Annotated in this window: 11 protein-coding genes; 9 read left to right on the top strand and 2 right to left on the bottom strand. The window is 38.3% G+C overall.

Annotated elements, in window-relative coordinates; genetic code table 11:
• Nucleotides 1–981: a tRNA dihydrouridine synthase DusB gene (dusB, locus tag O3650_RS04440; protein ID WP_000183308.1), complete on the bottom strand. Its 981-nt coding sequence runs from the start codon at nucleotides 979–981 to the stop codon at nucleotides 1–3.
• Nucleotides 968–1,840: an Hsp33 family molecular chaperone HslO gene (gene hslO, locus O3650_RS04445; RefSeq protein WP_261085289.1), complete on the bottom strand. Its 873-nt coding sequence runs from the start codon at nucleotides 1,838–1,840 to the stop codon at nucleotides 968–970. The genes dusB and hslO overlap by 14 nt, the downstream gene beginning before the upstream one ends.
• 164 nt (nucleotides 1,841–2,004) lie before the next feature.
• Between hslO and O3650_RS04450 the strand changes: the two genes are divergently transcribed.
• From O3650_RS04450 to O3650_RS04490, 9 genes are all read left to right on the top strand, one after another.
• Nucleotides 2,005–3,432, top strand: coding sequence for a helix-turn-helix domain-containing protein (locus tag O3650_RS04450; RefSeq protein ID WP_371491680.1), 1,428 nt, complete (start codon nucleotides 2,005–2,007; stop codon nucleotides 3,430–3,432).
• 159 nt (nucleotides 3,433–3,591) lie between these two features.
• Nucleotides 3,592–5,100, top strand: coding sequence for a glycerol kinase GlpK (gene glpK / locus O3650_RS04455; protein ID WP_000076788.1), 1,509 nt, complete (start codon nucleotides 3,592–3,594; stop codon nucleotides 5,098–5,100).
• Nucleotides 5,101–5,141: 41 nt separating this feature from the next.
• A complete protein-coding gene (gene glpO / locus O3650_RS04460; RefSeq protein WP_060805987.1) occupies nucleotides 5,142–6,968 on the top strand; it encodes a type 1 glycerol-3-phosphate oxidase in 1,827 nt (608 codons plus the stop codon).
• 69 nt (nucleotides 6,969–7,037) lie between these two features.
• On the top strand, nucleotides 7,038–7,742 hold the full coding sequence (locus O3650_RS04465; RefSeq protein WP_000980822.1) for an MIP/aquaporin family protein: 705 nt from the start codon (nucleotides 7,038–7,040) through the stop codon (nucleotides 7,740–7,742).
• A gap of 510 nt (nucleotides 7,743–8,252) precedes the next feature.
• Nucleotides 8,253–9,116, top strand: coding sequence for a helix-turn-helix domain-containing protein (locus O3650_RS04470; protein ID WP_000713268.1), 864 nt, complete (start codon nucleotides 8,253–8,255; stop codon nucleotides 9,114–9,116).
• Between the two features lie 153 nt (nucleotides 9,117–9,269).
• A complete protein-coding gene (locus tag O3650_RS04475; protein WP_001197959.1) occupies nucleotides 9,270–10,574 on the top strand; it encodes a radical SAM protein in 1,305 nt (434 codons plus the stop codon).
• 268 nt (nucleotides 10,575–10,842) lie between these two features.
• Entirely contained in the window at nucleotides 10,843–12,420 is a 1,578-nt protein-coding gene (locus O3650_RS04480; RefSeq protein WP_000670463.1) for an ABC transporter ATP-binding protein, read from the top strand.
• 210 nt (nucleotides 12,421–12,630) lie between these two features.
• Entirely contained in the window at nucleotides 12,631–13,809 is a 1,179-nt protein-coding gene (locus tag O3650_RS04485; RefSeq protein ID WP_203176582.1) for a ryptide export MFS transporter, read from the top strand.
• A 312-nt stretch (nucleotides 13,810–14,121) separates the two neighbouring features.
• The gene (locus O3650_RS04490; protein WP_000813667.1) at nucleotides 14,122–14,253 is read left to right on the top strand and encodes a teichoic acid D-Ala incorporation-associated protein DltX; all 132 of its coding nucleotides are present in this window, start codon (nucleotides 14,122–14,124) and stop codon (nucleotides 14,251–14,253) included.
• Nucleotides 14,254–14,269 lie beyond the last annotated feature (16 nt).

Genomic DNA, 14,269 nt, shown 5'->3' on the forward strand with positions numbered 1-14,269 from the left:
TTAAGCCTTATCCAATTGCAAGAGAGCTTCAATCTCTGCTAGGGTGCTAGCTTGTGAAATGGCTCCACGGAGTTTGGCAGCGCCAGATGTTCCACGGAGGTAGTGAGGAGCGAGGCCACGGAATTCACGAACTGCGACGTTTTCTCCTTTGAGGTTAATCAATCGTTTCAAGTGTTCGTAGGCGATTTTCATCTTGTCTTCAAAGGTCAAATCAGGTAGGATTTCTCCTGTTTCAAAGTAGTGGTTGATTTGGTTAAAGAGGTAAGGATTCCCCATGGCAGCACGGCCAATCATGACTGCGTCAGCACCGACTTCTTCGATGCGTTGTTTGGCTTCTTGAACCGTACGGATGTCACCGTTGGCGATGAATGGAATCTTGGTTAGAGCTTGGGCAACCTTGTGAAGGGTCTCAAGGTCAGCGTGACCTGTGTACATTTGTTCACGGGTACGGCCATGCATGGCGAGGGCAGAAACACCTGCAGCTTCAGCGGCCAGGGCATTTTCTACTGCCAGAGACGGGTCAGCCCAGCCTGTACGCATTTTGACAGTAAGGGGGATATCAAGGACAGATTGGACCTTGTTGATGATCGAGTAGATCTTGTCTGGATCCTTGAGCCACATAGCGCCAGCTTCGTTCTTCACGATTTTGTTAACTGGGCAGCCCATGTTGATATCGACGATATCGGTCTTGGTGTTTTCTTGGATGAATTCTGCTGCGCGTGCTAGGCTGTCTTCATCACTACCAAAAAGTTGGATAGAAACAGGGTTTTCGCCTTCATCGATATGAAGCATGTGCAGGGTTTTTTCGTTGTTGTATTGGATTCCCTTGTCAGAGACCATTTCCATGACAACGAGTCCAGCACCGAGCTCTTTTGCGATGGTACGAAAGGCTGAGTTGGTCACACCAGCCATGGGTGCTAAAACGGTACGATTGGGAATCTCAACATTGCCAATCATAAAGGGTGTATTAAGATTTGTCACGAATGAGTTCCTCCAGGTCGTTTTCATCAAAGTTGTAAGTTGTTTGGCAGAATTGACAAGTGATTTCTGCCCCATGGTCTTCCTCTTTCATTTCCTGCAAGTCTGAGCTTGGAAGGCTAGCAAGAGCGTTCATAAAGCGCTCATGGCTACAGTCACATTGGAAACAGATTTCTTCTTCAGAAAGACGCTTGTAGGCCTCGTCACCGTAGATTGCCTTGAGGAGGGCTTCGATATGGTCGTCGCTTTCCAGAAGGGTTGAGATAGCTGGCATTTCTTGGATGCGTTTTTCAAAGCGAGCAATCTCTTCTTCCTTAGCTCCTGGCAAGACTTGAACTAGGAAACCACCAGCAACCTTGACCTTGTCTTCTTCGTCTAAAAGGACATTGAGACCGACTGCTGAAGGGGTTTGTTGACTTTCAGTCAGGTAAAAGGCAAGGTCTTCACCGATTTCCCCAGAGATAAGGGGAGTCATAGAGTTGTAAGGATTTCCAGTACCGTAGTCTGTGATAACGAGGAATTGACCGTTTCCAACAAAAGGTCCGACTAGGACTTCACCAGTTGCAGTCTTTTTGATATCGACACCAGGATTTTGAACGTAACCTTTGACGTTCCCCTTGGTATCAGCGACGGTGATGATAGCACCTAGTGAGCTAGATCCCAGCACCTTAACTGTTAGTTTAGTATTTCCTTTTTCATTGGCTGCGAGAATCTGGCTAGCGATAAGAGTTCGACCAAGCGCTACAGTTGAGCTAGCTTGGGTTTGGTGTTTTTCTTGAGCAGTGCGGACGGTTTCTGTGCTGTCAAGGACAAAAGCACGAAAGGCGCCACTTTCTGATATAGTTTTAATAATTTTATCCATAGCTACTATTTTAGCATAAAAATGCCCAAAGGGGGAGCCGTGTGTTTGCTGATTTTTAGGATAATGGACCAGGAAATCAGCATGAAAATAAAAAGAGAAACAGATTATTTCAGCATTTGTAAGATTTATGCTATGCTTAAGGTAGAAAATGAAAGGGGTAATAAATGTATTTAGGAGATTTGATGGAAAAGGCTGAATCTGGCCAATTTTCAATCCTTTCCTTTCTATTACAAGAGTCTCAGACGACCGTCAAGGCTGTAATGGAGGAAACAGGATTTTCAAAAGCAACCCTAACCAAATATGTCACCCTACTCAATGACAAGGCTTTGGACAGTGGCTTAGAGCTGAACATCTCCTTAGAAGATGAAAATCTGCGCCTGTCGATTGGTGCAGCTACCAAGGGGAGAGAGATTCGGAGCCTGTTTTTGGAGAATGCTGTTAAATACCAGATTCTTGTTTATCTTCTCTACCACCAACAGTTTTTGGCCCATCAGCTGGCTCAAGAATTGATGATTAGCGAGGCTACGCTTGGTCGCCACTTGGCTGGTTTAAATCAGATTTTGTCAGAATTTGATTTATCCATCCAAAATGGACGGTGGCGAGGTCCAGAGCATCAGATTCGCTATTTCTATTTCTGTCTTTTTCGCAAGGTATGGTCTAGTCAGGAATGGGAAGGTCACATGCAGAAATCAGAGAGAAAGCAGGATATTGCTACTCTAGAAGAAATCTGCGGTGCTAGCTTGTCTTCGGGCCAGAAATTGGATTTGGTTCTCTGGGTTCATATCAGTCAACAGCGTCTTCGGGTCAATGCCTGTCAGTTTCAAGTCATAGAAGAAAAAATGCGAGGGTATTTTGACAATATTTTCTACCTTCGTTTGCTGAGAAAGGCTCCGTCCTTTTTCGCTGGGCAACACATCCCTCTCGGAACTGAGGATGGTGAGATGATGATTTTCTTCTCCTTCCTCCTATCTCATCGCATTCTTCCTCTTCATACTATGGAGTATATTCTTGGATTTGGAGGGCAGTTGGCAGATTTGCTGACGCAGTTGATTCAAGAAATGAAGAAGGAGGAACTATTGGGGGACTATACAGAGGACCATGTCACCTATGAACTTAGTCAGCTTTGTGCTCAAGCCTATCTCTATAAGGGCTATATTTTACAGGATCGCTACAAGTATCAGTTAGAGAATCGTCATCCATATTTGTTGATGGAACATGATTTTAGGGGAACGGCAGAGGAGATTTTTCATGCTCTACCTGCCTTTCAGCAGGGGACGGATTTGGATAAGAAAATTCTCTGGGAATGGCTCCAGTTGATAGAATATATGGCTGAAAATGGTGGCCAGCATATGCGGATTGGTCTGGATTTGACATCTGGTTTTCTTGTCTTTTCAAGGATGGCTGCCATTTTGAAACGGTATTTGGAATATAATCGTTTTATTACCATTGAAGCCTATGACCGAACTCGACATTATGATTTGCTGGTTACCAATAACCCGATTCATAGGAAGGAACAAACACCAGTCTATTATTTAAAAAATGACTTGGATATGGAAGATTTGGTGGCTATTCGTCAGTTATTATTCACTTAAAAGGCTTGGTTGTTCCAGGTCTTTTTTGTGAAATTCACACAATCTACTCACATTTTTTTAAAAATTAAAAAAAGTTGATGAACAAGAAAGCGCTTTATTTTGTATACTAGTTAGTGTAAAGAGGAAACATCCTCAAGATCTTTATCAGGAGGACAGCACATGTCACAAGAAAAATACATCATGGCCATTGACCAGGGGACTACAAGCTCTCGTGCCATTATTTTCAACAAAAAAGGAGAAAAGGTCAGCTCGAGTCAAAAAGAGTTTACCCAGATTTTCCCTCAGGCAGGTTGGGTAGAGCACAATGCCAATGAAATTTGGAATTCCGTCCAGTCAGTTATTGCGGGAGCTTTCATCGAAAGTGGTGTCAAGCCAAATCAAATCGAAGCAATCGGGATTACCAACCAGCGTGAAACAACTGTCGTCTGGGATAAGAAAACAGGACTTCCTATCTACAATGCTATCGTTTGGCAGTCACGCCAGACAGCTCCTTTGGCTGAACAACTAAAAAGTCAAGGTTATGTGGAAAAATTCCATGAAAAGACTGGTTTGATCATTGATGCTTACTTCTCTGCTACCAAGGTTCGTTGGATTTTAGACCATGTAGAGGGCGCTCAAGAGCGAGCAGAAAAGGGTGAATTGCTCTTTGGTACCATCGATACTTGGTTGGTTTGGAAATTGACTGACGGTGCGGCTCACGTGACGGACTACTCAAATGCAGCTCGTACCATGCTTTATAACATTAAAGAACTCAAATGGGATGATGAGATTTTGGAAATCCTCAACATTCCTAAGGCTATGTTGCCAGAAGTTCGTTCTAACTCTGAAATTTACGGTAAGACAGCGCCATTCCATTTCTATGGTGGACAAGTGCCAATCTCAGGTATGGCTGGGGACCAACAAGCAGCCCTCTTTGGTCAGTTGGCCTTTGAACCTGGTATGGTTAAAAATACTTATGGAACAGGTTCTTTCATCATCATGAATACTGGGGAAGAGATGCAGTTGTCTGAAAACAATCTTTTGACAACCATTGGTTACGGAATTAACGGCAAGGTTTACTATGCCTTGGAAGGTTCTATCTTCATCGCAGGAAGTGCCATTCAGTGGCTTCGTGACGGTCTTCGCATGGTTGAAAATTCACCAGAATCTGAAAAATACGCTCGTGATTCTCACAACAATGATGAAGTTTATGTCGTTCCAGCATTTACAGGTCTAGGTGCTCCATACTGGAACCAAAACGCTCGCGGTTCTGTCTTTGGCTTAACTCGTGGAACAAGTAAAGAAGACTTTATTAAGGCGACTTTGCAATCTATCGCTTATCAGGTGCGTGATATCATCGATACGATGCAAGTGGATGCTCAAACAGCTATCCAAGTCTTGAAAGTAGACGGTGGTGCAGCCATGAATAACTTCCTCATGCAGTTCCAAGCTGATATTTTGGGAATCGATATCGCACGCGCCAAAAACTTGGAAACAACAGCTCTAGGGGCAGCCTTCCTAGCAGGTTTGTCAGTAGGTTACTGGAAAGACTTGGATGAGTTGAAACTCTTGAACGAGACAGGAGAACTCTTTGAGCCATCTATGAACGAATCTCGCAAGGAACAACTCTACAAGGGCTGGAAGAAAGCTGTGAAAGCAACCCAAGTCTTTGCGGAAGTGGACGACTAATACTGGAAGAATAAAGCGACTTAGTTAGAAAGTGTGTAAATATGGAATTTTCAAAGAAAACACGTGAATTATCAATTCAAAAAATGCAAGAACGTACCCTGGACCTCTTGATTATCGGTGGAGGAATCACAGGGGCTGGTGTAGCTTTGCAGGCTGCAGCCAGTGGTCTTGATACTGGTTTGATTGAAATGCAGGACTTCGCAGAAGGAACATCCAGCCGTTCAACTAAATTGGTTCACGGAGGACTACGTTACCTTAAGCAATTTGATGTAGAAGTGGTATCAGATACGGTTTCTGAACGTGCAGTGGTTCAACAAATCGCACCACACATTCCAAAACCGGACCCAATGCTCTTGCCAGTTTACGATGAAGATGGAGCGACCTTTAGCCTCTTCCGTCTCAAAGTAGCCATGGATTTGTACGACCTTTTGGCAGGAGTTAACAACACACCAGCTGCAAACAAGGTTTTGAGCAAGGAAGAAGTCTTGGAACGTCAGCCAAACTTGAAGAAAGAAGGTTTGGTAGGAGGTGGGGTTTACCTTGACTTCCGTAACAACGATGCGCGTCTCGTGATTGAAAATATCAAACGTGCCAACCAAGACGGTGCCCTCATTGCTAACCACGTGAAGGCAGAAGGCTTCCTCTTTGACGAAAGTGGCAAGATTACAGGTGTCGTAGCTCGTGATTTGTTGACAGACCAAGTCTTTGAAATCAAGGCTCGTCTGGTTATCAACACGACAGGTCCTTGGAGCGACAAGGTACGCAATTTGTCTAATAAGGGAACACAATTCTCACAAATGCGTCCAACTAAGGGAGTTCACTTGGTAGTGGATTCAAGCAAGATCAAGGTTTCACAGCCAGTTTACTTTGACACAGGTTTGGGTGATGGCCGTATGATCTTTGTTCTCCCACGTGAAAACAAGACTTACTTTGGTACAACTGATACAGACTACACAGGTGATTTGGAACATCCAAAAGTGACGCAGGAAGATGTAGATTATCTACTTGGCATTGTCAACAACCGCTTCCCAGAAGCCAATATCACCATTGATGATATCGAAAGTAGCTGGGCAGGCCTTCGTCCATTGATCGCAGGCAATAGCGCTTCTGACTACAATGGAGGAAATAACGGAACCATCAGTGATGAAAGCTTTAACAACTTGATTGCGACTGTTGAATCTTACCTCTCTAAAGAAAAAACTCGTGAAGATGTAGAGGCTGCTGTTAGCAAGCTTGAAAGCAGTACCTCTGAGAAACATTTGGATCCATCTGCAGTTTCACGTGGTTCGAGCTTGGACCGAGATGACAATGGCCTCTTGACCCTTGCTGGTGGTAAAATCACAGACTACCGTAAGATGGCTGAAGGAGCTATGGAGCGCGTGGTTGACATTCTCAAAGCAGAATTTGACCGCAGCTTTAAACTCATCAACTCTAAGACTTACCCTGTTTCAGGTGGGGAATTGAACCCAGCAAATGTGGATTCAGAAATCGAAGCCTTTGCGCAACTTGGAGTGTCACGTGGTTTGGATAGCAAGGAAGCTCATTACCTAGCAAATCTTTACGGTTCAAATGCACCGAAAGTCTTTGCCCTTGCTCACAGCTTGGAACAAGCGCCAGGACTCAGCTTGGCAGATACCTTGTCCCTTCACTATGCAATGCGCAATGAGTTGGCTCTGAGCCCAGTTGACTTCCTCCTTCGTCGTACCAACCACATGCTCTTTATGCGTGATAGTTTGGATAGCATCGTTGAGCCAGTTTTGAATGAAATGGGACGATTCTATGATTGGTCAGAAGAAGAAAAAGCAGCTTACCGTGCTGACGTTGAAGCAGCTCTCGCTAACAACGATTTAGCAGAATTAAAAAATTAAGAAAAAATAAAAGAGGTGGAGGGCAGGACTCCTTGTCGCCCGCCCCTTCTTTTTAATGGAGACAGAAAGATGATGAATGAATTATTTGGAGAATTTTTGGGGACTTTAATCCTGATTCTTCTAGGAAATGGTGTTGTTGCAGGTGTGGTTCTTCCTAAAACCAAGAGCAACAGCTCAGGTTGGATTGTGATTACTATGGGGTGGGGGATTGCAGTTGCGGTTGCAGTATTTGTATCTGGCAAGCTCAGTCCAGCTCATTTAAACCCAGCTGTGACCATTGGTGTGGCCTTGAAAGGTGGTTTGCCTTGGGCATCAGTATTCCCTTATATCCTAGCTCAGTTCGCAGGGGCTATGCTCGGTCAGATTTTGGTTTGGTTGCAATTCAAACCTCACTATGAGGCAGAAGAAAATGCAGGTAATATCCTGGCAACTTTCAGTACCGGGCCAGCCATCAAGGATACAGTTTCTAACTTGATCAGTGAAATCCTTGGAACCTTTGTTTTGGTGTTGACAATCTTTGCTTTGGGACTTTACGATTTTCAGGCAGGTATCGGAACCTTTGCGGTGGGGACTTTGATTGTCGGTATCGGTCTATCACTAGGTGGGACAACAGGTTATGCCTTGAACCCTGCACGTGACCTTGGACCTCGTATCATGCACAGTATCCTTCCAATTCCAAACAAGGGAGACGGAGACTGGTCTTACGCTTGGATTCCTGTTGTGGGACCTGTTATCGGTGCAGCCTTGGCCGTTCTTGTATTCTCACTTTTCTAGTTTATACTCAATGAAAATCAAAGAGCAAACTAGGAAATTAGCCGCAGGTTGCTCAAAACAATGTTTTGAGGTTGCAGATAAGACTGACGAAGTCAGTCACATATATACGGCAAGGCGACGTTGACGCGGTTTGAATTTGATTTTCGAAGAGTATTAGAAAACAATTATTTTGATAGAGCTTAGGCAAGAGCTCAATTTCAGCAAAAAATACAGTAAATCTTCTCACAATAAAACACATAGTATCAAGTTTTTCAACACCTGATACTATGCGTTTTTTGATTTTAAGACTTTTTTCCAGTCTCTTTTTCGATTGAAGATGTAAGTATTCTAATAACTAACTTCTTAGTACTAGCCAACAACGATAATCATAATTCCTCCTAAAATTAGGAATAATAAAGGCAATAGTTTTTGTTTTTTCATGTGAAATACCTCACTTTTATTTTCTTCTATTTTATGCTAAAATATTAAAAATTAAAAACTATTCCCATATATGCTTATTGGAGAGATGCTATGAAAAAATTTGGAGAAATTTTTAAAAAGTTTCGAGAATCGAGAGGGTTTCGCTTAAAAGATGTCGAAAAAGCTGGTATATCAACATCACAGCTCTCACGTTTTGAAAAGGGAGAGACTGATTTAACCATTTCAAAATTTATGGCTATTTTGGATGAAATTAACATGCCTATTGATGAATTTATGTATGCTGTTCATGATTTTCATCGTGATGAACTGAACGAACTCTTATCAAAGGTTAGGCATTTTGTATCAAATCATGATGTTGATGGGTTGAAAAAACTACTTTATTCTCAGATGGAGTCAGATTCTAAACAAGAGAAATTTCATAAGCTTAACATTATTTTATTAAAAATTCGTTTACAAGATTTATCTGGAGAAGCTTATTATTCTGGTGATGATTTATCTTATTTAACTGACTATCTCTTTAGTGTTGAATATTGGGGATACTATGAATTATTGATTTTTTCAAATACTTTAGATGTCCTAAAACACGATGTCTTCATGCTTTTGGCTAGAGAGATGTCTAGACGTTCTGATTTTTATAAAGAAATTCCTAATAATAGACGACTGATTTCATCTATGCTATTGAACGGGTATATCACATGTATTGAAAGAGGAAAATTTCTTGATGCTTTGTATTTTGAAAAACGACTAAACCAATGCTTTTTCACTGAAACTGAAATTTATGAGCGATTGGTATTTCAGTATGCCCAATATCTATATCGCTATAAAAAAGAGATGGATTGTAAAGCAATTATTGAAATGAGGAAGTGTATTGGAGCAATGAAATTAGCGGGAAGTAACCATTTGGCAAAGAATTATGAAAGGCACTTAGAAAAAATTTTAGCAAGTAAAAAGTAATACGCAGATATGGGAAAGGAAGTATCTCGAAATAATATTTTGGTAGAATTGTCTTTAGAAATTTCAATTACGGTTGTTTTATCAGTTCATTGTATTTGAGCGATAGGATTTTTCGAAGTTGTCACCATAATTATGAATTTTGAGGTATTTAATATGCAAGTTCTATCTCCATATATTTTAAGAAAGAAAAGTGAAACAGGAGAATTATTTTTCAATAGTAAAAATAATCATTCTTTTTTCATTACAAATGATTTACAAGATGTTATGGAAAATGATTTAGAGATTAAGGAACAATATGAAAATTATTTGAATAAGTATAATTATTTTCAAGAAGAAAATGAATTCGAGAATACAATAGATTATGTTAGAAATAGTGAAACGGAGACGTTAGAATTTACAATTTTAACACATGGAGACTGTAATTTTAGATGTAAATATTGTTATGAAAAATTTGAAAATATAAAAATGAGTAGAGAAACAGAGATTGCGATAGTTGAATTTACAGAAAAACTATTATCTGAATCTATGTTTAAATCTTTACATGTATCATGGTTTGGAGGAGAGCCTTTATTGGGACTAAAAACGATAAAGAATCTTTCAGAAAAGTTTATTAGTATTTGCTCTCAAAATGGACTTGATTATTCTGCTAGTATAACAACTAATGGATATTTACTTAATGAACGAATGATTCATCAGTTGATTTTAGACTATAGAGTTAGTAATTTTCAGATAACAATTGACGGAGATGAGGAAAGTCATAATTTTCAAAGAGTGTTGCGTAATGGAAAGGGATCATATATCAAGATACTCGAGAATATCAAAGGTTTACAAAATTCAAATTTGAATTTTTATTGTAATTTAAGATTTAATATATCGAAAGAAAATTTTAATAATGTTAAGATTTTTTTAGATTCAGATGGGAAATATTTTAAGCATGATAAACGATTTAGATTTTATTTTTATAATGTAGGTAGTTGGGGTTGTGGGGAGCGTGCCCAAAATTATAAAGTGACATTACCTAATTCAGATGCTAGTTTTGAATTATCAAAGTTTGCCATAAAAAAAGGTTATAATGTTCCTGCTGCTAGAAGTATAATAACAAATTTGTTCAACTGTTATGCAAATAGAAAAAATCACTATACAATTAATGTAAAGGGTGTGATTCAAACTTGTACGGTCGCCTTGTATTCTAAATCTAATATATTTGGAAGTGTACATAGTAAGTTTAATCAAGAAAAGTTTGATAAATGGCACTTAAACATGGATTCAGATTGTAAGCAGTGTCCTATTGCTTTAATTTGTAAATCAGGATTTTGTCCGCCAAAACATAGAAGTAATAAGCAAAGAACATTATGCAATCAAATAAAAAAGAAAATTGATAAAAATCTAGAATTATTTATGTTAAATAAGGAATATTGTGATTATCTTGATGCAATAAGAGAGGGGGTGAAAAGATGATTGTAATTGAAAATAAGAGTACTACTCAACTTGATACACTTGTATTCCGTGATCATTATTGCGATGAAGATGGAAATGAGTTTTAGATTGATTTTTAAAATATAAATCGAAATTTAGTTAGTCTAGTTCAGGAGGTAGTCACTCTTAATAAACAGCATCATATATAGGTTAATTAAATTATTGTATAGTCTCAGTTGGAGTTAATTTATTTATAACTTTTAGACTGAGGCTTTTATATCTATTCGCTTTCTTTTAGATAGGCTTATTTATGAAATTTCTAAAATACATTAAAACTAATATTTTTATCTATTTTTTAATAGGAGTGCTTTTGAATAGCGGAATGGCTCTAATAAAGCCATTGTTATTGGATAAGCTATTGAATATTCGTGAAGAGCAACTTACAATTGGTACAATTTCATACTTTGTTTTATATGGCCTGTGTTTACACCTGTTTTTTTATAGCACGATGTTGCTAGCAAATTTTGTCAGTAATAATCTGCAGCGTCATCTGCAAATTCGGTTAAAAGATCAGCTTATTAAGAAACTATTTTTGAAAGAAAACGTTGTATATGATGAAAAAGTTTCAATTGTTACACAAGATATGGAACTGCTCTATAATCGCTTCTTTTTACCCCTGGATATGATAGTTGGAAGAGTTTTTATACTTTGTACAACGATTGTTTTTATTTTGGTGCAAAATTTTTGGCTTGGTCTTGTTTTTATCGTGTTTTCTTTTCTTCGACCATTACCTCAATGGGTAATGAATAATCGTTTAATGAAAAGTGGTGCAAATTTTTCGGAAATGCAAAAAGCTTTTCATCTATCTGTAGGAGATTTTTTTAAGGGAGCAGATACGATATATTTTTATGGTGCTAGTAAAGAAAACTTTGCTAAGATGAGAAAAAACAACGAGTGTTACGAGAATGCTCGTTGGAAAAATGAATGGACTAGTAATGTCGTTTATTTTTTCAATGGTCCTTTAGAATTCCTTAGTCAGGTACTACCTCTTGCACTTGGTCTTTTATTACAAAAGAGTGGTATAGAGTTAACAACAGCTAGTTTGGTCTCTATGTATATAGCTACAATGAATCTTAGCGGACCTATTCAAAGAATTATGTATAGCATATCTGATATACAGCGATCGCAAACAGTGAAAGAAAAAATATTTTCATTATTGGAAGAATCTTGTTTAGAAACATCATATCCGACAGTCGAATCTTTAGCTGAGCTAGTTTTGGAGGGCGTTTCAAAACAGGTTGGAGAGCAAGTGCTCTTTTATGATTTGTCACTTAGACTAACTAAGCCAAGTAAAGTTTTAATAAAGGGAGCTAGTGGTACCGGAAAGTCAACTCTCCTACAATTGGTAGCAGGAAAGATAAGTCCGAATAGTGGTAGAATTATCGTACGTGATAAATCAGGTCGAGAATTTACTCATTATCAAGGGAATATCGCTTATATCTCTCAGAATCCATTTTTCAGACATGGGACAATCCGAGAAAATTTAACATTAGGACAGGAGATTTCAGATAAAGAATTACTCTGTTGCCTAGAACAAGTTGGTTTAACGAATGAAATCACCAATATCTTGGATTATCAACTGGTAAATAATGGAGAAAACATTTCAGGTGGACAACGTTTACGACTTGAATTAGTTCGCTGTCTGCTTCGACAAAAAGACATTGTGTTGGCGGATGAGGTCACATCATCCTTAGACAAGGACAATGCATATCAAGTGCGCCAGTTACTTTTGCAGTTGCCTATCATTTTGATTGAAGTTGCTCATCATATTGATTCAGAAACGGTTTATAATCAAGTAATTGATTTGGGAAAATATAGAATAAAATAAATAGACTTGTTCGGCATCTTGCTAGATATAATATATATGTATATTACGTATTGTTTTAGCTGATTTAAAGATGTGAAAACTAAAAACTATGGCTAAGTTGGAATGTTAAAAATTCAATTTCTGACCACCTAATCTTGTGTCAAATAGTTATCAAACAAAGTCTAGTCTACCATTTATCAGTTAAATATTTTTATGTTATGGGAGCGTTACATGTCTAATTCATTTATTAAGTTGTTAGTCTCTCAATTGTTTGCAAATTTAGCAGATATTTTCTTTAGAGTAACAATCATTGCTAACATATACATTATTTCAAAATCAGTAATTGCCACGTCACTAGTTCCCATTTTAATAGGGATATCCTCTTTTGTTGCGAGTCTTTTAGTTCCTTTAGTTACTAAAAGGATAGCGCTCAATAGGGTTTTATCTTTATCCCAATTTGGAAAGACTATATTATTGGCGATACTGGTAGGACTGTTTACCGTAATGCAATCAGTAGCGCCTTTGGTGATCTATCTATTTGTTGTTACAATTTCCATATTAGATGGTTTTGCAGCACCCGTTTCCTATGCTATTGTACCGCGCTATGCGACCGATTTGGGTAAGGCTAACTCAGCCTTATCAATGAGTGGTGAAGCCGTTCAATTGGTGGGGTGGGGGTTAGGTGGACTCTTGTTTGCAACAATTGGTTTGTTACCTACCACGTTTATCATTTTAATCTTGTATATAATTTCTAGCTTTCTGATGTTATTTCTTCCTAAGGCTGAAGTGGAGGTGTTAGAGTCAGAAACTAATCTTGAAATTTTACTCAAAGGTTGGAAGTTAGTTGCTAGAGATCCTAGATTAAGACTTTTTGTATTGGCAAATTTATTTGAAATTTTCTCAAATACAATTTGGGTTTCTTCCATTATGCTTGTTTTTGTAACGGAGTTATTAAATAAAACGGAAAGTTACTGGGGATATTCTAATACAGCATACTCTATTGGTATTATAATTAGTGGCTTAATGGCTTTTAGGCTATCTGAAAAGTTCCTTGCTGCTAAATGGGAAAGTATTCTTTTTCCTCTAGTAGCCATGGCAATAGTGACATTGACTATTCTATATTTTCCAAACGAACAGATGTTTTTAGTATTTTCAGCTTTAGTTGGTATGTTATCGCAACTAAAAGAAGTTACTGAAAGTGTATTTCTTCAGGAAACAGTAGAGGAAAATCATTTGGTTAATGTCTATTCCGTTCTTGAAGTGATTTCGACACTATCATTTTCAGTATTTGTTTTGCTAATGAGCTATATTACTGAGAGTTTTGGTATTAGCATAAGTTTTTGGCTATCAGCCATTTGTCTGATGATAGAAGCTATTTTAATTTATATCAGACGAGATTATTTTAAATGAGAGACCGGGTAAGAAGTCTTTAAAAATCAGAAAAGCGCATAGTATCAGCTGTTGAAAAAACTTGATATTGTGCGTTTTATTATGAGAAGATTTACTTCATTGTCTCCTGAAATGGAGTTTTTGCCCAGGATCACTCTATTTGAAATATACATAGAAAAACCGTATAATCCTTAAAATAAGCTGAAATCTATTGAAAATATATGGTAAACAATTGAAAAAATACTATATAAAGTGGTACAATGGTAGAAAAATAAGCTAGTAAGAATCACTCTTATTTTAGCGAAAAATTACAGAAATGAATGGTTTTTCTTGATGAAACAGAGAAAAGAATTGTACCTCTTTCTTGGTCGGACAGCCTTGTATTTTCTTATCTTTCTAGGGCTGCTTTACTTCTTTAGCTATCTTGGTCAGGGTCAAGGAAGCTTTATCTATAATGAATTTTAACTTGAAGGAGAATCCC

The sequence above is a fragment of the Streptococcus sp. 20925_1_24 genome (assembly GCF_041432335.1).
Lineage (GTDB): Bacteria > Bacillota > Bacilli > Lactobacillales > Streptococcaceae > Streptococcus > Streptococcus mitis_BM.